20 protein-coding genes are annotated in these 24,369 nt (G+C 43.1%); 9 read left to right on the top strand and 11 right to left on the bottom strand.

The annotated features are described in order from the left end of the window. Nucleotides 1–72: 72 nt before the first annotated feature. Complete coding sequence (locus tag MSG37_RS02410; RefSeq protein WP_248468958.1) at nt 73–2,844, bottom strand: TonB-dependent receptor; 2,772 nt, start codon at nt 2,842–2,844, stop codon at nt 73–75. A 417-nt stretch (nt 2,845–3,261) separates the two neighbouring features. On the opposite strand from MSG37_RS02410, the gene MSG37_RS02405 reads away from it, so the two are divergent. Further along, entirely contained in the window at nt 3,262–5,412 is a 2,151-nt protein-coding gene (locus tag MSG37_RS02405; protein ID WP_248468957.1) for a winged helix-turn-helix domain-containing protein, read from the top strand. Between the two features lie 78 nt (nt 5,413–5,490). Here the strand turns inward: MSG37_RS02405 and MSG37_RS02400 are convergent, their stop codons facing one another. Then, nucleotides 5,491–6,600, bottom strand: a complete 1,110-nt coding sequence (locus MSG37_RS02400; protein ID WP_248468956.1) for an anhydro-N-acetylmuramic acid kinase — start codon at nt 6,598–6,600, stop codon at nt 5,491–5,493. Between the two features lie 69 nt (nt 6,601–6,669). Then, nucleotides 6,670–8,079 carry a peptidoglycan DD-metalloendopeptidase family protein gene (locus MSG37_RS02395; RefSeq protein WP_248468955.1) on the bottom strand — a complete coding sequence of 470 codons (1,410 nt, stop codon included), beginning with the start codon at nt 8,077–8,079 and terminating at the stop codon, nt 6,670–6,672. Between the two features lie 127 nt (nt 8,080–8,206). Between MSG37_RS02395 and tyrS the strand changes: the two genes are divergently transcribed. Next, nucleotides 8,207–9,403: a tyrosine--tRNA ligase gene (gene tyrS / locus MSG37_RS02390; protein ID WP_248468954.1), complete on the top strand. Its 1,197-nt coding sequence runs from the start codon at nt 8,207–8,209 to the stop codon at nt 9,401–9,403. Between the two features lie 55 nt (nt 9,404–9,458). On the opposite strand, the gene MSG37_RS02385 is transcribed toward tyrS, so the two are convergent. The 6 genes from MSG37_RS02385 to MSG37_RS02360 all read right to left on the bottom strand — a co-directional run bounded on the left by MSG37_RS02385 (nt 9,459) and on the right by MSG37_RS02360 (nt 13,491). Next, nucleotides 9,459–9,869 carry a hypothetical protein gene (locus tag MSG37_RS02385; RefSeq protein ID WP_248468953.1) on the bottom strand — a complete coding sequence of 137 codons (411 nt, stop codon included), beginning with the start codon at nt 9,867–9,869 and terminating at the stop codon, nt 9,459–9,461. A gap of 120 nt (nt 9,870–9,989) precedes the next feature. Beyond that, nucleotides 9,990–10,469: an ester cyclase gene (locus tag MSG37_RS02380; RefSeq protein ID WP_248468952.1), complete on the bottom strand. Its 480-nt coding sequence runs from the start codon at nt 10,467–10,469 to the stop codon at nt 9,990–9,992. Continuing rightward, nucleotides 10,469–11,092 carry a trimeric intracellular cation channel family protein gene (locus tag MSG37_RS02375; protein WP_248468951.1) on the bottom strand — a complete coding sequence of 208 codons (624 nt, stop codon included), beginning with the start codon at nt 11,090–11,092 and terminating at the stop codon, nt 10,469–10,471. The genes MSG37_RS02380 and MSG37_RS02375 overlap by 1 nt, the downstream gene beginning before the upstream one ends. Further along, complete coding sequence (locus MSG37_RS02370) at nt 11,089–11,466, bottom strand: DUF2721 domain-containing protein (RefSeq protein ID WP_248469139.1); 378 nt, start codon at nt 11,464–11,466, stop codon at nt 11,089–11,091. Before MSG37_RS02370 ends, MSG37_RS02375 begins: the two co-directional genes overlap by 4 nt. Nucleotides 11,467–11,764: 298 nt before the next feature. After that, complete coding sequence (locus tag MSG37_RS02365) at nt 11,765–12,745, bottom strand: cobalamin biosynthesis protein (RefSeq protein ID WP_248468950.1); 981 nt, start codon at nt 12,743–12,745, stop codon at nt 11,765–11,767. A gap of 53 nt (nt 12,746–12,798) precedes the next feature. Beyond that, complete coding sequence (locus MSG37_RS02360; RefSeq protein ID WP_248468949.1) at nt 12,799–13,491, bottom strand: 5'-methylthioadenosine/adenosylhomocysteine nucleosidase; 693 nt, start codon at nt 13,489–13,491, stop codon at nt 12,799–12,801. Nucleotides 13,492–13,799: 308 nt separating this feature from the next. Here MSG37_RS02360 and MSG37_RS02355 point away from each other — a divergent pair, with 308 nt between their 5' ends. From MSG37_RS02355 to sodX, 6 genes are all read left to right on the top strand, one after another. Continuing rightward, complete coding sequence (locus tag MSG37_RS02355; RefSeq protein ID WP_248468948.1) at nt 13,800–14,201, top strand: VOC family protein; 402 nt, start codon at nt 13,800–13,802, stop codon at nt 14,199–14,201. A gap of 34 nt (nt 14,202–14,235) precedes the next feature. After that, nucleotides 14,236–14,721: a GNAT family N-acetyltransferase gene (locus MSG37_RS02350; RefSeq protein WP_248468947.1), complete on the top strand. Its 486-nt coding sequence runs from the start codon at nt 14,236–14,238 to the stop codon at nt 14,719–14,721. Between the two features lie 350 nt (nt 14,722–15,071). After that, nucleotides 15,072–15,500, top strand: a complete 429-nt coding sequence (locus tag MSG37_RS02345) for a DUF2753 family protein (protein WP_248468946.1) — start codon at nt 15,072–15,074, stop codon at nt 15,498–15,500. 108 nt (nt 15,501–15,608) lie between these two features. Then, nucleotides 15,609–15,866 (top strand): hypothetical protein, encoded by a 258-nt coding sequence (locus MSG37_RS02340; protein WP_248468945.1) that lies wholly within the window; start codon nt 15,609–15,611, stop codon nt 15,864–15,866. A gap of 8 nt (nt 15,867–15,874) precedes the next feature. Continuing rightward, a complete protein-coding gene (gene sodN, locus MSG37_RS02335) occupies nt 15,875–16,378 on the top strand; it encodes a superoxide dismutase, Ni (RefSeq protein WP_248468944.1) in 504 nt (167 codons plus the stop codon). A 9-nt stretch (nt 16,379–16,387) separates the two neighbouring features. Continuing rightward, nucleotides 16,388–16,675: a nickel-type superoxide dismutase maturation protease gene (gene sodX, locus MSG37_RS02330; RefSeq protein ID WP_282446544.1), complete on the top strand. Its 288-nt coding sequence runs from the start codon at nt 16,388–16,390 to the stop codon at nt 16,673–16,675. Between the two features lie 317 nt (nt 16,676–16,992). Here sodX and MSG37_RS02325 read toward each other — a convergent pair whose 3' ends face one another. Then, nucleotides 16,993–18,402 (bottom strand): FAD-dependent oxidoreductase, encoded by a 1,410-nt coding sequence (locus MSG37_RS02325; protein ID WP_248468943.1) that lies wholly within the window; start codon nt 18,400–18,402, stop codon nt 16,993–16,995. A 6-nt stretch (nt 18,403–18,408) separates the two neighbouring features. Then, entirely contained in the window at nt 18,409–22,857 is a 4,449-nt protein-coding gene (gltB, locus tag MSG37_RS02320) for a glutamate synthase large subunit (protein ID WP_248468942.1), read from the bottom strand. A 507-nt stretch (nt 22,858–23,364) separates the two neighbouring features. Here gltB and MSG37_RS02315 point away from each other — a divergent pair. Then, entirely contained in the window at nt 23,365–24,282 is a 918-nt protein-coding gene (locus MSG37_RS02315; RefSeq protein ID WP_248468941.1) for a TIGR01212 family radical SAM protein, read from the top strand. The last annotated feature ends 87 nt before the right edge of the window (nt 24,283–24,369 follow it).

The following is a 24,369-nucleotide window of genomic DNA, read 5'->3' as shown; positions in this document are numbered from 1 at the left end:
AGAGCTAACTGTAAAAAAAGCGCCCAGAGATGGGCGCTAAGCTTCTGGTGCTGATTGGAGGTTTACACCAGATTAGAACTTTTGTGAGTAGCCAATAAAGAAACTACGACCAGTATTTGAATAGCTACTGTTATCATCTTCATAGAAAGGCCAGTCATTGTGCTTGTCGTTACGAACGTCATATAAAGGTGGCATTTCATCGGTTAGGTTTTTAACACCTGCGGTGAATTTACCATCCCAAGGTGCATAATAGGCCAAGGTAATGTTGACTACTTGATATGCATCTAGTGTGTCGGTGTAATCATCTTCTTCATACTCGTCACCATTACTATCTATTAAAGTAAAGGTATCTGTGCCTTTTGCTTCTCCGGTGTAGAAGTAAGCTACAGTTGCGCGGAAATCTTGATAGCTCCAGCTTAGGCTGGCGTTACCTTTCCACTTGGGGAAGTAATCGGTTTCAGTCTGTTCTTCAATTTTGCTATCAACACGCTCTTGGTACTCTTTCTTGATTAAGTACGAAGCGGCAACTTTAAACTTAAAATCTCCTACTGCAGTTTCTGGGAACTGATAGTTAAAGCTAGTATCGATACCTTCAGAGGCTTCATAAGCGCTGTTGATAGGGCCTTTACGCATACAGGCAATATTTTCAATGTCATCATCATCAAGTTCAGTTAGGTAGCCGACAATGTCCATTTCATCGCAGTTATTGTAGTTGCCAGTTTGCTTGTACTTAGCTTCATCATCTAACATTTCGTCAGTAGAAATAGTTTTAACTGCACCTTCAAGTTCGATGTTCCACCAGTCAACAGAGATATCTGCATTATCAGTAATGTTTGCCACAAAACCTAAGTTCCAGAACTCGCCTTTTTCTTCCTCAAGGTTGATGTTGCCAGAGCTTATACTGCTGTAATTATCTTCATACACTTCATCAGGGATGGTTGGATGTGGATATGAAGTTGAACCGTATGCTCGAGTCAGGCCAGCATATAAGCGGTGCATATCTGGGGCTCTAAAGCTCTTTCCCCAGTTAGCTCTTATCATCACTTCTTCAATAGGGCGGTATGAAAGACCCACTTGTGGTGTAGTTGCACCATCAACATTTGAGTCATCTAAATACTGGTCGTAACGTAGTGCTGCAGATAAATCTAATGATTTAACGCCAGTCATATTGGCTAGAATAGGCACTTGGATTTCACCAGCAACGGCAACGCGGTCACGATCTCCTTTACCACCAGTGCCACCCATACCGATTAAACCACCACTCATTGTTACTTCATCTAAGGTGTCTTCATAGCTTTCACGCGCCCATTCGGCAGTAGTCGCGAAACCAGCAGTACCTGCTGGTAGTTCCATTAAATCACCGGTGAATACCGCTTGGAATTGATGCATACTCGAATCTGAATTCTTGGTTGAATCAGCGATAAGCATATCAGCTTGTTCTGCTGTCATTTGGCGATTTGGATACCACTTAGAAGGATCGGCATCATTTGGATCAAAGGTGACAATATCAAGTAGGGCATCAGCTTTAACCATGTGATGGTTTTGCTTCTCGTACTTGTTGTAGCTGCTTGACCAAGATAGATCTAATTCATAATCACCTATGGTGCCATCTGCGCCAAATGAGATAGCCGCTTTAGTATTTTGGGTATCATAAGTACGTGGTCCTGGATACTCTTCCATTCTGCGAGCCAGGTAGAAGCGGTTGTCATCTTCAAATTCGTATTTGTCGTAACTTAGTGCGCCGGTAGCTTCATCTTGGTAAATACTCCTACCAAAGCCTTTTTCATCTTTATATTTAGTCGACTCTTTGTAAGAAGCGTTGATCATACCGTAGATCTGCCAGTCATCATTCAAATCATAGGTTGAGTTAAGCACTAGGTTTACCCGGTCGTAAGCCGATTTTAGGCCACGGTCAGCATACTTATCATAGTAACAACCGTATTTATAATCTGGTCGATATATGCCTTTATCTCCAAATAGGTCGTTACATTGTTGCTCATCTAAGTTGACGTATTTTTCGTCGTGATAAACCTTGCTGTAATCGGTAATTCTTGAAGACCAACTTGAAGGCGAAGCATCACCATAAGGGCCCGCGCCCCAGGTAAGTTCTCCATCTTCATTTTCATAGTAAGAAGGGCTATACAGATCATCACGTTGGTAAGTTTGGATCGATTCAACTTTCTTGTATTCAAGCATTAATAAGGTTTGGCTTCGATCGGTATTAAAACCTTGTAGGTAAGACAGGTCTAGCTGCTCACCACCGCCTTGAGTTGGGTCGGTATACTTGGCAGCAACTTTAGCGCCATCATACCGCTGCTTTAAGATAATGTTGACTACACCACCAACAGCATCTGAACCGTAAATGGCTGAGGCGCCACCAGTAAGAATTTCAATGCGGTCTACAGCAGCTGTTGGAATATCTGATACGTCGACAAAGTTTGAAGTGCCGCCTGCTGCGCTAGGGAATGACGCTTGACGACGGCCGTTTATTAAAACCAAGGTGCGGTTAGCGCCCATACCACGTAGGTTTACTGAGCTGGCACTATCAGTGAAACCATCGCTCTCACCATTGAGTGAGCCACCGGTATTAGCAACTGATGACTGCAGTACTTCTGAAATAGAACTTAGGCCACTATTGGCAATATCATCGGCGGTAATAACGGTAACTGGTGCGACACCTTCAAAGTCGGCGCGCTTAATGCGTGAGCCGGTAACTTCGATTTTTTCTATTTCTTCTTTGGCATTTGATTTGTCTGCTGCTTCTGCCGCAAACAAAGTTGTGGGGGTCAGCGCCGCCATGCTGATGGCTAAGCTTATCGCTGAAAGGTTCATGTTAGGTTTCATTTGATTACTGTCCTTTTTTATAATTTTGTTTACGCTTAATCTTGTTTGCGCACGACATCTTCAGATTTAAGCGGATCATTCCAGGGGCAGAAACTGTCGATTTTCCAAATACAATGCAGCTGGTTGTCAACTGAGGTTAGTTGTAAGTAGTTTGTTATTTTCAAGCAGTGCGCGCAGGGTCGTTTATATGTTGTTTATTTGTCTATTTAATATCTATTGTTTTAATTATCATTCTGTTAGTGTATGTTTTTAACTGTTGAAAAAGCCTTTATCTATGTTGAATAGATGTAATTGTTGAGTGTTTTATAAGAGCGGATGACTAAGTTACAAAGAAATACTGGCGTAATTTAGCTAAGTAGTTGCTTGATGCATGACGCTAATTACTCAGTGAGCGTTGCTGTGAAAAGTGGAGTTTCAATGGTAGAAATTAGGAAAGAAGCGGTGTTTCGGCTAGGGCTTTGTGAAGTCAATCCGAGCGATAATAGCTTGAACTTTTATCAGGTTGACGATGAAAATTGTGCCGCCAAAAAGGTTTCTATTCAGCCTAAATTCATTGAGGTTCTCAGTTACCTAGCACGGCAATATCCAAATGTGGTGACTCGCGAAGAGTTGATAGAAAACATTTGGGAGGGCAATAGCTATGTAGGCAGCAAGGCGCTCACAAATGCAATATGGCACCTACGTAAACAGCTTAATAGAGGAAACGATAGCGAGCAGGCTATCGAGACCGTGCGGAAAATGGGTTATCGTTTGCTGATAGAGCCGCAATTCAATCAAGCTGATTTAGTTGATGATCTTGATCTGTTTCAACAGGCCGAACTTAAAATTTCAAGCTTAACTGCACTTAACCGCAAGCTGCAATTAGGTGGGGTAATTGCCTTACTTGTAGTGGTCGCTGCGTGGGGTTATCACTTATATCAAGACAGTATTCGTTATGTACCAACGCTGAAACAAAATCTAACAACGGCTGCGGGATCAGAGCTTTATCCGGCAGTTTCGCCTGATGGCCGTTGGTTAGTTTATGGCAGCCGTGGTAGTAACCGTTATTCAAGCCTTTACCTTAAAGATCTACAAAACCCTAGCGAAACACCTAAGCGTTTAACTTCAACCAAAAGCTCAGAAATAAGAGCTATTTGGAGCCCTGATGGTGGCAGTCTTTATTACGGCTCTGAGCATCGCAGTGAAAATAGATGCTATTTAACTAAGCTAAATTTAGCGAGTAATGAAGCCAGCCGTTTAGCTGAGTGTTATAGCTATAGCTCAGCAATTGATATCGCCCCTGATAGTAGTCGCTTAGTGTATATCTGGGACGGTTCAGAGGGCGCTGGTTCAGGTCTTTATGAGTTATCACTCGAGCAAGAAAATCCCACGCCTAAACGCCTTTCTTGCGTTGAGGGTTGTAGTTATCGCGATAGAGATGTCGCCTTTAGTCCCGATGGTGAGTGGCTCGCTATTGCACGGCGGTTCGGTAATATTTCTGAAGATATTTTCATTGTGCATGTGGATACTGGCGAAGAGAGACGTTTAACCTCCGGCCTTGAGGATATACGTGGTCTTAGTTGGCACCAAGATAGTGAGCGGCTGATATTTAGCACCGAAAACTCAGGTGTACGTAATGGCTATATTGTTGGTATCGATGATGTTCAAATAATGCCATTAGAAGTCGAGGGCATGAGTTATCCGCGCTCTATCCCTAATAGCGACGAGCTGGTTTACTCAAATTATATGCGCGATTACAGTGTCGCTTCATTTGCGCTTGAGCAGTCTATTCCTACTGCGACCTTTCCGTTATTACAAGTTGAGTACAGTTATCGAAACCCTGATTACTCTGAACAGACTCAGCGAATAGTTTATGTATCTAATGAAACGGGTTTTAATGAGATTTGGAGTAGTGATATAGAAGGCAAGCAGCGCCGCCAGCATACAGATTTAAAGCGCCGTGTGGCCTATCCTAGCTGGTCTCATGACGGTACCAAAGTCGCTTTTCTCGCTCCAGACGATAAAAATGAAGGCAATAAGATTCATGTGCTGGATATGAAAACGGCCAATATAAGTATTTTGGCGACGCCTTATTTAGACCATAACCGTCCAAGCTGGGGTTGGAACGATGAAATGGTTTTAGCGCGCAGCCAAGACGGTATAACTGAGTTTTACCTTGATAACCGTTTACCTAAAGTGATTAGCCCAATTAATATGCGCTTAGGTAAGATGATTAGCCAAGATAAGTTAGTGTTTACTCAGCTTGGAAGAGGTGGCTTATGGGTATTGTCGTTATCTCAGCCAGAGCAGGTGAAAGAGCTGATAAGTGATAGCCACTTTGGCGAAGGGTACAATTGGGCGACTAACGATAAGGGCGTGTATTTTAGGCAAAATCGCCAAGGTTATCAGTTGATTAATTTTTGGCGTTTTAATACCGGCTTGATTACGCCTATTTTGAAACTTCCTTCAGGCAGTATTCCGCGTTCTGGCGCAATGACCTATATTGCTAATCGCAACAGTTTGCTGATGACTTTATCGCAAAACTATAAACGTGATGTGATAAAGCTCCAACACAAGCTGCTGTATTAGAATGCTTGTGCTAGAGCTTTGGTGCTCGAGCTTCTGTACTCGAACTACTGTTTTAGTGTTGACACAGCATAAGCTGCTTTAGTTAGCCGGGTAGAATGAGCCGAGCACTGCTTCTCTAGATGCTCCGGTTACTGCTGGTAGGTTGCCAGGCAAGCCTAAGTGATGACGCATTGCTAGCCAAGCAAATGCAATGCCTTCAACCCATTGTGGATCCATGCCAAGCTCAGAGGTGGTCACCACTTTATAATTTGGCAGCAGCTTGCGTAGTCTATGCATGAGTTCTTTGTTGTATGCGCCACCGCCACAAACGTACATTTCGCCATTGTCTGCTAGCTTAAGTGCATCATTGGCAATACTATAGCAAGTCAAATCCAACAAAGTTGACTGAATATCCGCTTCATTGAGGTAACCGTATTCTGATAATTGCTGCTCAGCCCAAGCTTGGTTAAATAGTTCTCGGCCAGTGCTTTTAGGCGCTGCGAGGACAAAGTATGGGTGTGATAATAAGTGCCTAAGCATTTTTTGATCTGTTGTGCCCGATTTTGCCCATTCACCATCTTTATCAAACGCTTGCCCTAGTTGATGCTGGATCCATGCATCACTTAAGCCGTTACCGGGTCCTGTATCAAAACCGGTTACTGCGTCACTGTTGCCCGGTAGATAAGTGATATTGGCTATTCCGCCAATGTTTAAGATGATCCGTTGATGGTTTGGGTTGGCAAAAACATGTTGATGAAACGCGGGTACCAAAGGTGCACCTTGGCCGCCAAGAGCAACATCTTTGCGTCTAAAGTCGGCAATTACGTTGATCCCGGTTTCTACCGCTATGGTATTCGGGTCACCAATTTGCAGAGTAAAGCCCATCTCAAGGTTTGGCATATGACGCACTGTTTGGCCGTGGCTGCCAATAGCGATGACCTGAGATTTATCGACATTAGCCTTAGCAAGTAATGCATTAGTCGCCTTACCAAATAATATGCCCATGCTTCTATCTAAATGACCTAGGCGATTAATTTCATCGTTACCCGGCAGACAAAGCTTTTGTAGGCTTGAAAGTAATGCTTTAGGTAATGCCTCTGTATGAGATCCAATAAGTGTAGGTGTATCACCGTCAAAGCTGACTAATACGGCATCAACACCATCCATGCTGGTGCCAGACATCAAGCCAACGTAATAACTGTTTTGCATAGTATCAGACCTATTAAGTGAGTCTTGTCATGGATAAAAGATGAGTCAGATTAGCCAAAGCTAGCAGCGCTAATGCGCTGCAATTTGTACCTGCTTGTGGTGTGCTAATTCAGCCATCATGGTCTTACTGAGCTGAGCGAACTGTGCTTTCTCTTTCTTCGCAATAGGATCCGACTTTGGCAGTTTAATGGTGCGAGGGTTTCTGTGAACACCATTTACAATGAACTCATAGTGTAAGTGCGGCCCTGTTACACGGCCCGTTGAGCCTAATGTACCAATAATTTGTCCCTGCTTAACCGACTGACCGGTTTTGACGTTACGTTTGGTTAGGTGTAAATATTTGGTTGTATAGGTGTCGTTGTGCTTAATAAACACATAATTACCGTTATATTGGTTATAGCTAGATTTTATGACTCGGCCATTACCAGCGGCTTTAATTGGCGTACCAACAGCTGCCACATAGTCTACACCTCTATGGGCTCTAACTTGGCCTGTAACTGGGTGTAAACGGCGTGGATTGAAGCTTGAGCTGACATATTTAAAGTCGACTGGCGAGCGTAAAAAGGCTTTACGCATGCTGTGACCATCTTCTGAATAATAAGTGCCGTCTTTATAGCGTACAGCAGTATAACGATCGCCTTGGTTAATAAACTCAGCTGCGAGAATATTACCGTTTTTCAAAAACTCACCATCGGCAAACTCTTCTTCAAAGATCATTGAGAATTGGTCGCCTTTACGCAGATCTAAAGCAAAATCCACATCCCAGCCAAAAATGGTGGCCAGTTGCATGATTTGATTTGGCGTAAGCCCTGCATTTACACCAGCATTCCAAAAGTTGTTTTCAATGGTTGCGCTGGCAAATTTTGAACGTGCCTCAACGGTTTTCTTAACGATTGATTCTTTATAGCCATCAGCGCCGTTATCAACAATAAGCGTGGTGATTTTATCGAGGTGGTACCTTAACTGCACAAGTTTACCGTGTTCATTTTTGGCGATAACTAAGTTATCCCCAGGCATAATTTTAAGTAGGTTCTTTTTCGCTTTAGGTAGCTGAGTGACCTCATAAACATCTTTTGCTGTTAATCCAGCACGCTCAAATAGTGCCGCTAGCGTATCGCCGCTTTTTACTTGAAAACGTTTTTCGTTAAGCTTGGGGGCTGGTGGCAGAGCTTCAACCTTTTCCTCTGCGGCTGTAACACTCTTTTTAGTGCTACTTGGTACGAGTGCCTGCTTACGATTGTGCTGTTCGGGTGTTGATTCACTTAATGTCGCTGATGGGGGAGTTGGCTCTCTAAAAGCTAACGGCACACTGTAACGTGTATTAACGTCATATTCGCCATTTGATGATGGGGTTTGTTTCGATGCCTGTACATCTTCCGATGGCATAAAGATAATAATTAACGTGACAAAAACTAAACCGCATAAGAGCATTTGATGTAATTTTGGCAGTAATTTAAATAAAGTTATAACCTTTCCCATTGACCTTGATACCAAATTAACTCTTTCTTAGTGATCCCTTTAGTGTACACACTTTCATTTGTGCTTGCTAACAAGTAACATGAGTGCCCATATTTTTTTGATTAGGCTCCCAGGAGTAAGCGCCAATATGGCTGATTTAGAGCAAGCATTAGCAGAAATAAAACGTGGCACCGACGAGATATTACTCGAGTCGGACTTGCTGGAGAAGTTGAAAGAAGGTCGCCCGTTAAAAATTAAACTCGGCGCTGACCCAACCGCTCCTGATATTCACCTTGGTCATACTGTGATTTTGAACAAGATGCGTACCTTCCAAGAGCTAGGTCATGAAGTGATCTTCTTGATTGGTGACTTCACTGGTATGGTCGGTGACCCAAGTGGTAAAAACAGCACGCGTCCACCATTGACTCGCGAGCAAGTTTTAGCAAACGCTGAAACTTATAAAGAGCAGGTGTTTAAAATTTTAGACCCAGCTAAAACGCGTATCGAGTTTAACTCTACTTGGTTAGAGCCATTAGGCGCTGCAGGTATGATCCGTCTTGCATCACAGCAAACGGTTGCGCGTATGATGGAGCGTGACGACTTTAAAAAGCGTTATGGTTCAGGTCAGGCAATTGCTATCCATGAATTTATGTACCCTTTACTGCAAGGTTATGACTCAGTAGCACTGGAGTCTGACGTTGAGTTAGGTGGTACCGATCAGAAGTTCAACCTGCTTATGGGGCGTGAATTACAAAAGTCTGCTGGCCAAAAACCACAAACAGTAATCATGATGCCATTGCTTGAAGGCTTAGATGGCGTTAAGAAGATGTCTAAGTCTGCACACAACTATATTGGTGTGAGCGAGCCTGCCGGTGAAATGTTCGGTAAAATCATGTCTATCTCAGACGTGTTGATGTGGCGCTACTTTGAGCTACTATCTTTCCGTCCATTGAGCGAAATTGAACAGTTTAAAGCTGACGTTGAAGCGGGTGCTAACCCACGTGATGTTAAAATTGCACTAGCAAAAGAGATCATTGCACGCTTCCACGATGAAGCTGCAGCAGAAGCTGCGCATCAAGAGTTTATTAGTCGCTTCCAGAAAGGCAATATCCCTGACGATATTCAAGAGTTAGAGATTGCTGCTGGCGAAGGTATTGCGATTGCAAACTTGCTAAAAGAAGCAGGACTTGTGAGCTCGACATCTGATGCAATGCGTATGATTAAACAAGGCGCGGCTAAGATTGATGGCGATAAGATTGAAGATACTCGCCTACAATTGACTGTGGGTACCTCAGCAGTATTCCAAGTGGGTAAGCGTAAGTTCGCAAAAATCACTTTGATTTAGTTTGCCTAAGAGCTAGTAATAGTTGCTAGCTTTGCCATTGACTACAACATGCGAGTTAATGGCTAATTGAACAACGGTCAGTACTAAAATGCTGGCCGTTTTTGCATTTCCAAGCCAATCTAGCCCCATCTAACTTCCAGTTATTTTGTTGCTTTTGCAGCGAAAGTATCAATAACATCTTTGGATGCTCAGCATCAGCAGCACTTACATTATAAGTTAGTACCTTACCTTGATATTGTTTTACCTTAGCGACCCTAAAGTTGGCGCCGGCATAATGGGCTGAAATGGTTTCTGGTTGTTTGCTCCAGCCTCTATGCTGCAGCTGAGCCTGTTTCAGTTGTTGATTAAAGGTATTGATGGGTTGATCAGCAAAAGACACCACAATAGGCTGCTCAATTGCAAATACTGAGTTACAAACTAGCGGGGATAACAGCAAAATAGCGCGGATAACATTGAGCACTCTCATAACAACCTACAGCTTCCAAAGTTCCTATTACTTTGACAGATGAATACTAAAAAGTTTCCTGCGCTGAGGTTAAAATGTGATCTATTGCTACTTACTATTTACTACTTAAACTTGGCGAGACTATTGAACAGCCAGCTGATCAGCCATGGTTTGATAGTCCATCAAGTCTTGATGTTCTTTGATACGCTCATGGGTCATATCTAACTTAAGTGTTGTCACGCCGGGGATTGCTATATCAATAATGCGTCCGGGTTTGCCAAACAGTTCACCTGGGCCTTTGTAACGATAATTCCCGATTAGTACCACTAGTGAGCCTGAGTTAAACATGTGCTCAATATTAAAGTTGTATTCCAGTACACCACGGTGAGCACGCTTTAAAAACTGTAGGATATGGCGTTTGCCAATATATTTACGTCCAGCAGTTCTATCGTTAAAAATACTTTCACGATTATAAAAGCGGCTCAAGCCTGAGTAATCTTGATGAGTGAGCGCTTGAATGTATTTGATCGCAAGTTGTTGCTCTTTTGGCATATCGCCAATGTTAGCAAAAGCCGAAAAGCTGAAAAGCCAAAACAGTAAACTAAAAAGTCCTAATCTCATTATCGCGGTGTCTTTAAATCAAATGCTGGTAAGGAAAGGTGCCAACGAATCGCAGCTAATCTAATCACGAGAGCGGTAGTCATTGCAAATAATAAGGCAAACATATCGGCAGCGCCCCAATAGAGGCTAATGGTGTAGGATATTCCACCCACAATGGATGCGGTTGCATAGATCTCAGTGCGAAGCACCATAGGTACTTGCTGGCAAAGCAGATCTCGAATAATGCCACCGCCAACGCCGGTGATTAATCCCATCACAACGGCAGTCATACCATCTAAACCGACGTTTAAGGCTTTTTCTGCGCCGATAACGGTAAAAAGTGCCAAACCTAAGGCATCTGCAACAGGTAGAATATAACGCGGCACACGCTTAGGTTTACGCACAAAAATAAAGGTCACTATAACGGTGGCCAAAATTACCGTTATATAGTTGGGATCTTGGATCCAAAAAACCGGAGTTGTACCGAGTAACGCATCGCGAATACTGCCGCCGCCAATTGCGGTAACTGAAGCCAGTACCAATACACCAAATGGATCCATTTTATGACGACCAGCGGCAAGCGCCCCTGAAAGTGCGAATACGGCTGTACCACATAAGTCAAAAAAATAGATCCAGTCGATCATTTATCCATCTCTTCAAGGTGGATGTTTAGCGCATCAACTGAAATACGAATTTCGATAACAGAAAGCAGCAGTGAATAAAGCAGCAACAGTAAGCTACAACCAAAAATGAACGAACCGGTTTTATTAAAACCGATATAGATAAAAATCATACATAGTACGCATAACGCAAAGCTTAATACGCCAGATTCTTGCATGCGCCTAATGATGCTGATGCGTTGGCGAAGGTTTTTTAATTGGTCGGTATGGATTGGTTTGCCATCAGCGCTAAGATTGCGAATGAGCGCAGCTAACGAAAAGAAACGATTGGTATAGGCTAATAGCAACAATGAAATTGCTGGGAAGAGTAACGCAGGTGTTGTTAGCGAAACATGAATATTATCGAACAAAGGAATCAGCCTTAAAACGAGATAACATAGTGTGTAAGGAATGATACCAATGCCAACAATTTATACAAGATGGTGACATTCTACTGAGCAAATAAGCATCGGGAATTAAGCAAACTTAAGTAATATTCACAATAATGATAAGCAAAGCACCGGATTAGCCGATAGTCTTCACAACATGGCTCCGCTTTTAATCACTGTAGTTTTTAACTTGGTTCTAGTTTAAAGGGATTGGTTTTAACTAAATTAGATATAAAGCAAATAGGTGTAAAGCTATTCGTTTTGATTGTTAGCCTTGCAGAATGCGTAGCGCAGCCCAAATTCCCGGTAAAACGATAATTGCGAGCGCCCATAGGCTAAAAGCAATTGAATTAAGCTTTACCGCACTTTTAACATCATCTTCGTTAGGGTGACGACCATAGCTGACCTTGGGCATATCGACTTTAACACTGTTAAATTTTACCGGCCCGCCAAGTTCAATGTTAAGCGCACATGCTACCACTTCAGATGTTTGGTACTCATTCATTGGTACGCCATTAACTTTAGGGTTAAATAAGGCTGCCAAGCTTTGCGGCCCCCCTTGAATGGCTAGGCTGAGTGTCCACAGTTTTGCAGGAATAAAGTGAAGCAGGGTACTTAGGGCGTAAACAGGCATGCCAAAGTAACGGTACTGCGGATTATAGATTGGCCAGCAAAACTCAAGTTGTTTTAGCATCCTCGCCACAATGAGCAAAGGCACACCGCCAATGGCGTAAAACAAAATTGCAGAAACAGTGCCGTAAATTGAGGTAGTTGATAGTCGCTCAATAGTGGCTTTACATAAGCCAACATTTGAGAGCGATTGGGTACTGCGGTTAAGCCAAGGCTCTAATAAACTGCGAGCGCGCACTTTGTTATCACGTTTAATTAATATCACCACTTCATTGGCAATATATCGAAAGTGATCATCTTGCAGGCAAAGGTAAATCGTGACCGCTTCAAAAAACCACGGAAACTCCGCAAGTTCGATAAAAAAACTAATCACAGCCCAAAAAGGAACAATTAACAGCAACATAGCTAATGTACCAGCAATTAACTGCTGTGAATTAGCGCGGCCATTATGATTGACTTTTAAACTTAGATTTTTGGCCACTTGAGATAGCCACTCAAGTGGTTGCAGACTGCGTGGCAATGGCGCAATACGTGCCAGTAAAATGGACACTAAAAGCACTAAGGCTCCAGTGTAAAGCTGACTATCTTGAGAGAAGATTTTAGTAAACTCTGGAACCATATTGCCGCGCTATCCTTGTACTATCTACTTTTTAACGACTAAAGCGGTATTGCTTAAAGCTGTTCAAGTAGAGCGATAACCATCAATGCCGAGTGATGACCCGCTTTAACAATGTACTCGTCGAAATCGACAGGCGAGTCGTTGTTAGCATTGTCAGACAGTGAACGGATAACCACAAATGGTACGTTAAACTGGTGACATACTTGCGCAATTGCAGCGCCTTCCATTTCACAAGCTGCCATAGTTGGGAAGTTTTCAAGCATGGTCTTAGTGCGTACAGGATCGCAAATAAAACTATCGCCAGTACAGATAAGGCCTTCAATGGTTTTTACTTCACCAAGGCTAGCAACCGCTTTTTGCGCCGCAGCAACTAATTTGGCATCAGGAATAAACGCCGCAGGTTGTTGCGCCATTTGGCCAATTTCATAACCAAAAGCTGTCACGTCAACATCGTGGTGACGTACTTCAGATGAAATAACGATATCGCCAATAGCTAGGTCGTCAACAAACCCGCCTGCAGAGCCAGTGTTAATGATGGCATCTGGAGCATACTTTTCGATAAGTAGTGTAGTAGCGATACTCGCTGTCACTTTACCGATACCAGAACGTGTCACAATGACGTCTTTACCTGCTAATTGACCAGCAACAAACTCGATACCCGCGATGGTAGTAGAGCTTGGGTTTGTCATTGACGCAACTAAGTGCGCAACTTCTGGCTCCATTGCGCCAATAATACCGATTTTCATGAAATGACCTTTTTAACTAGCTAAATGAATATGGGCGCTAATATACCACGGCATTTAACGTTAGTGAAAAAGCCTTGTAGATAAGATGAGAAGTCGGGTGTTTGTATCTTATTCTAAAGAAATTAAACAAGCTGAGTATTAAAGGGAGTAATACCAATGCCATTTATTGAGCGAAAGCAAAAACTGTTACTCGGTCTACTCAGCAAGTTTACCGATAAGGCTTAGCTTTTTGTAACGAGTTTACTTTCGGAGCTGTTATTCTCAACACTTAGTCTTCTGGATAAATAGCTTTTAATAAAGAGTCATCAATGCAAAATCAAATCAAACAGAAAATTGGTAGTATTGCTTTAGTTGTTGAAAATTATGACGACGCAATCGCTTTTTATACTCAAAAACTGCGTTTTGAATTGGTCGAAGATACCGACTTAGGTGATGGTAAGCGTTGGGTACTGATCTCTCCACCTAATGGCAATGGCACAAACTTACTGTTGGCGCAGGCAAGTAGTGCAGAACAAACACTTGCTGTTGGTAATCAAACCGGTGGCAGGGTGTTTTTATTTTTACACACCAATGACTTTTGGCGTGACTATGAAGATATGCAGTTGCGAGGTGTTGAGTTTGCTGAAAAGCCAAGAGTAGAGGAGTACGGCACAGTTGCAGTCTTTAGCGATCTCTATGGTACTAAATGGGATTTACTGCAGTTAAACTAATGCTAAATTAAGGATGATTTTAATAAGGAAAGATATGCAGATTAAATTGGGTGAGCTTGAACATCCGCAGATATTGTCATTGCTTGCTGAGCACCATCAAGACATGGCACTTCACTCCCCCGCGGAAAGTGTACATGCGTTAGACGTATCTGGTCTTGCGGCCGATGACGTCACTTTTTGGAGCTTGTGGATTGAAGAACTGCATCAAGAAAATGCGCAAGCTATGCAACTTGCTGGGTGTGGAGCATTAAAGCAGCTCGATTTGACTCATGGTGAAATAAAATCGATGCGCACCGCTAGCCTCTATTTGCGTCAAGGCGTAGCACAAGCATTGTTAGCTCATATTATTGCCGAGGCGAAGCAACGCGGTTACACAAAGCTAAGTTTGGAAACTGGCTCGATGGCTGCATTTTTACCTGCTAAAAAACTATACCAGCGATTTGGTTTTAAGGAGTGTGCTCCTTTTGCGGATTATCAACTTGATCCATACAGTGCCTTTATGACGTTAGATTTATTCTAGTTTATTGGCAGTTATCAATCATTTATTGATAACTGCTAAGCCAGTATTTTGATCGCCGACCTTTGAGCTAATTCCCTGCCAGCTTCAGGCTTCCTCTTCTTTACATACGTAAATTTTTACTTTGCTGTTTGAGCAAAATTATCACCCGTGATAACTTGATTGAGAATTATTCTCATTTGAGTTTTATTCGTATTGATATGAGCCTTTGAATAGGCATTGTTAATAGCATTGAGCTGTCGCGATTACGCTAGTCGTTATCTTGGCTCAATTAAGTATATTGCTCCTTATGATTTAACTGGCGCTATTAGCATGTCTTTTAACTCGCACTCTTAATTTAATTTGGTGATGAAATGGAAAACTGGCAACAACTTATGACTACAGGTAATCAACACTTTAAAGAAGCATCTTGGATGGATGCTCAAAATTGTTATCAGCAAGCTGTCGCTATGATTGAAAACCAATGGTCGCATCAAGTAAGCGACAGAGAGTTGTTATTTGCTTGGGTTGCGGGGATGCATAATTTGGCACATTTAAATGAGTGCCAGGATAAAACGGAAGTTGCACTGCATTATTTAAAAAATGCTCACCAAGAGGTGCAAAGCTTATCGAACAATGACTCAGTAACAGATGAGGTGCGAAGCTGTGCGTTTCAAAGTTTGAGTTTGACCATCCCGCCATTGCTGGAGTTTGCCAAACGTCATCCTATTTGTGATGACTGCATTTCGGCGCTTGAGCAAACTGCGGAGCAAATAGGAATGAAGCAAACTCCGCTGCATTAGCGCTTGGCTTAAAACCGCTCGGTTGATGGTTAGAAGATTTAGCTAAGCCAAAAGCCTCTATGTTAGAGCGGCTTTGATAAAGGATTATTTTCGATTAAAGGAATAGGTATGTTTAAACAATTAATGTTAACCGCGGGTGCTAGTGCTGCGTATGTCACTTCAACAGCCGCTATGGCGCATCCCGGGCATGACCACAGTGCCGAGTCGGCAAATTTAATCCATATACTCTGGGCTGCGCCTATTGTTATTGTTGCTGTTATGGTTGTTAAGTTACTCAAAGCCAAGCAAGCTAAAACTCAGCTGGCTAAAACTCAGTTGGACAACAGCAAAGCCAATGAAGCTCACTCGACATTCAATCAGCACTAGGAGTCATTATGTTAGCTAAAATCCTCAGTCAAGTTGACCGTCGAGCGCCATTTGCAACAGTGGCTGCTCATTGTGATATTCCATGTAAGATTTACGATCCGATTACCGCACAGCTTGCAGTGTTGACTATGATACGAATGGTGGACTTATTGGAAGAACTGCCAGCTTTTGAAAGCATGAGTAGTAATCAGCAAGCACAGTTTATTCGACTTATTGCTGAAAAAGAGCAGCATGGCCGTAAAGTAAAAGACGAGATACGAGTCATTTGGGGCGATTATATAAAGCAACCGCAACTTGATAGCTATCCAGAGCTACATGAATTGGTGCATAGCATCATGTTATTGGCCTCAAAAGCGAAACAGCATATTGATAGGGCTGTAACGATAGAGCTATTAGAAAAAGTGAATCGATTTGCTGAGATTTTTTGGCTTAGCAAAGGTATAGCGGTTTACGTAGCAACTAGCCCTTATCCACCAACTGAAAAGTTGGTTTACCCAAAACTTGAGTCATAAGAGCTTTATATGTTTGGGATCAGTTTTAATAAAGTCACAGGGGACAGCATGTTCCCTCGACTTAAAAGCGGGAATTTTGTGTTGCTTACTGAGCATTTTGACAGGCAAAGCCTAAAGGCTGGTGACATGTTGAAGTTATTACATCCACGCTATGGCTACATGGTAAAAACTTTAGTTGGCATTGACCATGGTGGCTGGTTTTGGTTTAAGGGGGAAAGTAAGCAAAGCGTGTCGATTAATGATATTGGTCCAATCGCTCCACAACAGATTAAGAGTAAAGTGATTTTTGTATGTTAATGGCACGAGGGATAAAGTAATTGTTAGAAACGATGTAAGCTTTGGATACCTTGACTAGTGATATTGTTGGTTAAAATACTACCTGGTAAAAGTGTAGCTCGGTAAAAATATGGCTCAATAAGAATACTATTAGGTAAAATGGTAGGGCAAAAAAAAGCGCCTCTTTCGAAGCGCAATTCACAAGCAACTTTTTACAACCGCTACAAGCTAAAGTTTTATAACCAAACCGTAATCCATAGGATTGCTAAGCGAATGGGCGTTGATTGGACCTTTTCTTAGCCGGTCTTCTAAGTAACCGTTAGTCTTCTAATTAATTATTAGTCTTCTAAGTAATTTAGAATACCCATTGCCGCATCACGCCCTTCGGCAATCGCGGTTACAACCAAATCTGAACCACGTACCATATCGCCACCGGCAAACACTTTAGGGTTAGTAGTTTGGAATGGGTTATCAGCTACTTTGGGTGCGTTAACTAAACCCCAATCATTCAGTTCGATATTGTAGTCACCGAGCCATTTAGCTGGGCTAGGCTGGAAACCAAAAGCAATAATAATCGCGTCAGCATCTAATACTTGCTCACTACCCGCAATCGGTTGCGGGCGACGACGACCACTTTCGTCAGCTTCGCCTAGTTGAGTCTCGATGCACTCAATACCAACAACTTTACCGTCTTGAGTTTTAATCTCACTTGGCTGACGATTAAATAGAAATTCAACGCCTTCTTCACGAGCATTTTGTACTTCACGGCGTGAACCCGGCATGTTTTCTTCATCACGTCGATAAACACAGCTTACTTGAGTTGCGCCTTGACGCACTGCTGTGCGAACACAATCCATTGCCGTGTCGCCACCGCCAAGCACCACAACGCGCTTACCTTCAAGACTCAGGTATGGGTTTTCACTACACTGAGTACCCATAACATTATGAGTATTGCCGATCAGGTAAGGCAGAGCTTGATGAACGCCAGTTGCCTCTTCACCGGGCAAGTTAGCCTTCATTGCGGTGTAGGTACCCATCCCCAAGAACACGGCATCATACTGTTCAATCAAATCTTTAAAGTCGATATCTTTACCTACGGTGACACCTAACTTAAATTCAATGCCCATGCCTTCAAGCACGTTACGGCGAATTTGCATCACTTCTTTGTCGAGTTTGAATGACGGAATACCGTAAGTAAGCAGGCCACCTATCTGTACGTTTTTATCAAACACTACAGCATTGACACCGTTACGGGCTAAAATGTCGGCACAGCCAAGACCCGCAGGGCCTGCACCTACAATTGCTACTCGCTCTTTACGTGGCGTGACCTTTGACATATCAGGGCGCCAACCTTGAGAGATTGCTGTATCAGTAATGTACTTTTCAACATTACCAATGGTGACAGCACCGAACTCTTCGTTAAGCGTACAGGCGCCTTCGCACAATCTGTCTTGTGGACAAACACGGCCGCAGATCTCTGGCAGGGTATTGGTTTCATGTACCAAATCAGCCGCTTCCATAATACGACCCTGCTTGGCTAATTGAAGCCAGTTAGGAATGTAATTATGCAGTGGGCATTTCCATTCACAATATGGGTTACCGCAGTCTAAGCAGCGGTCTGCTTGTTCTTTTACCTGTGGCTGGGCAAAAGGCTGGTAAATCTCAATAAACTGAGTTGCACGTTGTTTAGCTGCATGCTTAGTTGGGTCTTTGCGCCCAACTTCTATAAACTGAAAATCATTGCTCATCTTTAATTACCCCGCTCTGACTGCTAGTGCAGGTTCTGATTGTTCTAATTTTAATAGGTCGCTAAGCTCAACATTTTTTGGCTTAACCAGTACAAAGCAATCTATCCAGTTTTCAAAATCGCTTAAGATCATCTTGCCGTGTTCGCTGTTGGTTTCCTTTACGTGTTGCTCGATGAGTCCGCGTAAATGCTGTTGCTGAATAGGCGACTGCACTTTATGAGTGTCGACCATTTCGGTATTGACCCGGCGGTTAAAGCGGCTGTATTGATCAAACACATAGGCAAAGCCACCAGTCATACCGGCGCCAAAGTTAACTCCGGTTTTACCCAGTACCACGACTATGCCGCCAGTCATGTATTCACAACCGTTATCACCTAAGCCTTCAACGACCGCGATTGCGCCAGAGTTACGTACTGCAAAACGCTCACCGGCTTGCCCGGAAGCGAATAGTTTGCCGCCAGAGGCACCATATAAACAGGTATTACCTAAAATGGTTGAGCGCTCTGACTTAAATGGGCTGCCAAGTTGCGGATAAACGCAGATCTTACCGCCAGACATGCCTTTACCTACGTAGTCGTTGGCATCACCGCATAACATAAGCTCAAGACCGGGAGCGTTCCAAACACCAAAGCTTTGACCTGCACTACCGTTAAACTTAAGGGTGATTGGCGCTTTAGCACCGTCTCGACCAACATGGGTTGCAATAAAGCCTGATAAGCTTGCTCCAACAGAGCGGTCGGTATTGTTGATGCTGAACATTTCACAAATCGGTACACCAGCAAGTACTGCTTCTTGGCAATCAGCAACCAGACGTTGGTTTAATTGGCCAAGATCTGATGGCGGATTGGTTTCACGCCAAGTGACGGCAGAGGTTGCTGGCACTGTTGGGCGATATAGAATCGGTGCTAAATCCAATGCTTGCTGCTTAGCTGTTTCACCTTCAATAGCCGCTAACCAATCGCTTCGACCCACTAGTTGCTCAAATTCAGTAACACCTAGGTCGGCCATATATTCGCGGATCTCTTGAGCGACAAACTCAAAGTAAGTCATTACACGCTCTGGCAGACCATGATAATGCTCGTTACGCAGTTTCTGGTTTTGGGTTGCAACACCTGTTGCACAGTTATTTAAGTGGCAAATACGTAGGTACTTACAGCCCAGTGCAATCATAGGCACAGTACCAAAACCAAAGCTTTCAGCGCCCAGTAATGCCGCTTTAATGACGTCTTTACCGGTTTTTAGCCCGCCATCAACTTGCAAACGGATTTTATGACGTAGTCCATTTTCAACGAGTGATTGGTGGACTTCAGCAAGGCCGAGTTCCCATGGGCTACCTGCGTACTTAACTGAAGTGATAGGGCTTGCACCGGTACCACCATCATAACCAGATATGGTGATCATATCGGCATAGGCTTTAGCCACACCAGTGGCAATCGTGCCAACACCTGGTTCTGATACGAGCTTAACTGATACCAGTGCCTTAGGATTAATCTGTTTTAAATCGAAAATTAGCTGAGCTAAATCTTCAATTGAATAGATATCGTGATGCGGTGGCGGCGAAATTAGGGTGACACCTGGGCGCGCATTACGTAGTGCTGCAATTTCAACACTGACTTTATCCCCCGGCAGCTGACCACCTTCGCCAGGTTTTGCACCCTGAGCAACTTTAATCTGCAGCACTTCAGCATTGACTAAGTAATGTGCGGTAACACCAAAGCGGCCCGATGCAATTTGTTTAATCGCAGAGTTGCCTTCGCTATTAAAGCGGCGTGGATCTTCTCCGCCTTCACCCGAATTTGAGCGGCCACCTAAGCGGTTCATCGCAACGGCTAAAGCTTCATGTGCTTCAGGGCTTAGTGCACCAATACTCATTGCGGCGCTGTCAAAACGTGGATACAAGGTCTTTGCTGTTTCTACTTTGTTTAGGTCAACAGGAGCGAGCTCGCCTTTAACTTCAATTAAGTCACGAAGCGTTGCCACGGGACGATTATCCACAAGCTCAGTAAAGCGCTTATAACTTGGATAATCTTGGTCACGTAAACTGGCTTGTAGCGTATTAACTACATCAGGGTTAAAGCAGTGGTATTCACCGCCTTCAACATACTTTAATAGACCACCTTGTGATAATGGCTGGTGAGCTCTAAAGGCATGTTTATGCAGTATCTGCTGATCTTGCTCAATAAGTTCAAAAGTTGCGCCTTGAATACGGCTAATAACACCGTTAAAGCATAACTCGACCACTTCATCAGCTAAACCTACAGCTTCAAACTGCTGGCTGCAACGATAAGAAGCGACAGTGCTAATGCCCATTTTAGACATGATCTTGCGTAGACCTTTATCGATCCCTTGGCGGAAGTTCAGCATCAAATCACGAGTGTTGCTTACGCCGTTGCGCTCAGCAAGATCTGAAATGCATTCATAAACCAAGTAAGGATAAATCGCTGTGGCACCAAACCCTAATAGCACTGCAAAATGGTGTGGATCACGAGCTGAAGCTGTTTCGACAATGATGTTAGTGTCGCAGCGTAGGCTATTATTCACTAGCACTTGCTGTACAGCGCCTACCGCCATAGCGGCTGGAATCACTTGCTTAGACTTTGCAGTTGCACGGTCTGATAACACAAGCAATGTTGTTCCAGAGCGAGCTAGACGTTCTGCTTCATCGCAAATACGTTTAACTGCAGCCTCTAACCCTTCATTTAGGTCATAGTTTAAGTCAACAGTATTAGCTCGATAGTAAGTGCTATCGAGCGCCATTAGCTGGTTAAAGTCGCTAAATAGTAACACTGGAGAGTTAAACATTACTCGGTAGGCATGACCGGTAGTTTCATTAAATAAGTTTTGCTCACGACCAGCACAAGTGGTAAGTGACATTACGTGTTTTTCACGTAATGGGTCGATAGGCGGGTTAGTTACCTGAGCAAACTTTTGACGGAAATAGTCGTAAATTGTGCGCGACTTTTTCGACAATACTGCCATTGGCGTATCATCACCCATAGAGCCTGTGGCTTCCTCGCCTTTTTGCGCTAGCACCCAAATAACTTGCTCTAGTTCTTCGCGGGAATAGCCAAAGTGCTTTTGATATTGCAGCAGCTGTGCACTATCAAATTCACGCTTGCCTTGCTCATTTGGACCAAACTCTTCAGCTGGTGTCAGTACTTTACTGTGTTTTGCCATCCACTGCTTATAAGGGTGGCGACGTTTTAAATCGTTATCAATCTCAAATGATGAATATAACTGACCATTTAAAGTATCAAGAACTAAAAGCTCACCGGGACCGACACGGCCTTTTTCTATAACTTCATCGGCAGCGTAATCCCAAATACCAACCTCAGAAGCCAAGGTTAAGATGCGGTCTTTAGTGATGATATAACGTGATGGGCGTAAACCATTACGGTCAACGGCGCAGGCTGCGTGGCGACCATTGGTCATTACAATACCGGCAGGACCATCCCACGGCTCCATATGCATGGAGTTAAAGTCGTAAAATGCTTTTAGTTCAGGATCCATTTCTGGATTACTTTGCCATGCTGGTGGAATAAGCAAACGCATAGCACGATAGAGATCCATACCGCCAGCGAGTAGCATTTCTAACATGTTATCTAACGATGATGAATCTGAGCCTGTTTCATTCACAAAAGGCGCTGCTTGCTGTAAGTCCGGCAGCAATGGAGCGTGGAATTTATAGGCACGGGCTCTTGCCCACTGACGGTTACAGGTAATGGTATTGATTTCACCGTTATGGGCCAAATATCTAAACGGTTGTGCCAGCGGCCATTTAGGTGATGTATTAGTTGAAAAGCGCTGGTGGAATAAACAGATGGCGCTTTGCAAACGGATATCGGCTAAATCACTGTAAAATGCAGGCAGATCAGCCGGCATCATTAAGCCTTTGTAAACGATGACCTGACCAGAGAGACTCGCCACATAAAAATCTTTGTCGTGAGTCAGTTGTTGCTCAACACGGCGTCTTGCCATATATAGGCGACGCTCAAGATCTTTTTCACGCCAACCAATAGGGGCGTTAATGAGGACCTGAACTATTTGTGGCTGACTTGCCTTACCGATTTCCCCGAGTACATCATTATTAACTGGGACATCACGCCAACCTGCAACACTTAAGGTCTCTTTTTGCAGTTCTTGTTCTAATAGTTGCTTTGTTTGGGCTGCTAAGATGGCGTCTTGGCTAAGAAAAAGCATTCCCACTGCAAAACGACGACTTAAATGCCAGTCATTTTCTTCAGCGATTGCTTTAAAGAAATTAATCGGTAATTGCATTAACAGTCCGCAGCCATCACCAGTGCGTCCATCTGCTGCAATTCCCCCACGATGCTTCATTCGGTCTAGGCCGTGAATCGCGGTACGTACAATACGGTGGCTAGGCTCACCGTCCATCTGGGCTATTAAGCCAAACCCACAATTGTCCCGCTCGAAACTTGGATGATATAAGCTCATTACTACACTCCCTAACCTCAACTGATACAACTCGGGAGATAAAGCAAAAAATCTCTATAGATATGCACCCGAATCAATCAAATTAACCCTAAGCTGATTAAAGGTCAAACCAAATTATTGCATAAAAAATAACTAAGAAGTGCCGTTTCATACACTTACAAATATCGCTTTACCTTAACGTAAACTGTAAATTGTTGTGTATAACCTTATGAATAAAAAGAATTTTAAAAATTACATTTAATTGAGTTTGTGATTTTGTAACAAAAATGTTGATTATATCGGTTTTGCGTAAAGTGATTTTTATTGCATATACAGTGAAATGATAATCACTTTTCATAATGACTAGTTATGCATAAGCAGATCTTAATGTAGATATAATGCAAGCAGATGACAGTAAAATCTTCACCTTGGTATAACGAGTTTTGCGGTTATTTGAGCTAGCGCTAATTAATGTATTTAGGAACTGGTTAAAATAGCGCAAATTTTTAAGCTGGGTAGATAGAAGAGTTGGGACTGGATAGTTACGTTAATACCTTTGGTAGTGTATGCAAACAAAAGTACGGTGAACGGATCCGTAAGTTGACCATTGATGCTAAATTCACTTGTCCAAATCGTGATGGCACATTAGGTAAGGGCGGTTGTACATATTGCAATGTTGCCTCATTTAGCCATGAGCATAGAACTGAACTGTCTATCCAAGAGCAACTCGCTCAAGGTCGCGAACGTTTATCATCTAAATCATCTAAGTACATTGCTTACTTTCAAGCTTATACCAGCACTTATGATGAGTACTTAGTGCTTAAGCAAAAGTACGATGAAGCTATTCAAGATAGTGACATTGTTGGCCTTTGTGTTGGCACTCGTCCTGACTGTGTACCTGATGAAGTGCTTGAATTGCTTGTCGGTTATCAAAATGATGGCGTAGATGTGTGGCTTGAACTTGGGTTACAGTCTGCCAATGATAATACCCTTAAAAAGATCAACCGAGGTCATACGTTTGCTGCGTATGAAGATACGGTAAAACGTGCTCGCCGCTTGGGGATTAAAGTATGTACTCATTTAATTCTAGGTTTGCCTGGTGAAGAGCACGCCGATTACCTTGAAACCTTGAATAAGGTACTAGCAGTTGGGGTTGACGGCCTCAAGGTGCACCCTTTACACATCGTTGACGGTAGCACCATGGCTAAAGCTTGGCGTAATGGCAAAATGACCTTACTAGAACTTGATGCCTATGCTTATAGTGTTGGTGAAATCATTCGTTATACTCCGAAAGAAATTATTTTTCATAGAGTTACCGCTTACGCTAAAAAGCCAATGCTCTTGGGACCAGACTGGTGTGCCTATCGCTGGAACGGCCTAGTGGCGATTGTTGATGATCTTAAAGAGAAAGGTGGTCAGGGCGAGTATTTGAAAGATACCCTTTGATTTGATAGGGGTAATAGCTTGAATAGTAAGATAATATCGCAAATGAAGCTTTATATAGGTAACCTTGGTTGCGTTAAGGTTGTTAAA

The sequence above is a fragment of the Shewanella sp. 1CM18E genome (assembly GCF_023161665.1).
In the GTDB taxonomy this organism is placed as follows: domain Bacteria; phylum Pseudomonadota; class Gammaproteobacteria; order Enterobacterales; family Shewanellaceae; genus Shewanella.
This window is presented reverse-complemented; position numbering and strand designations above follow the sequence as displayed.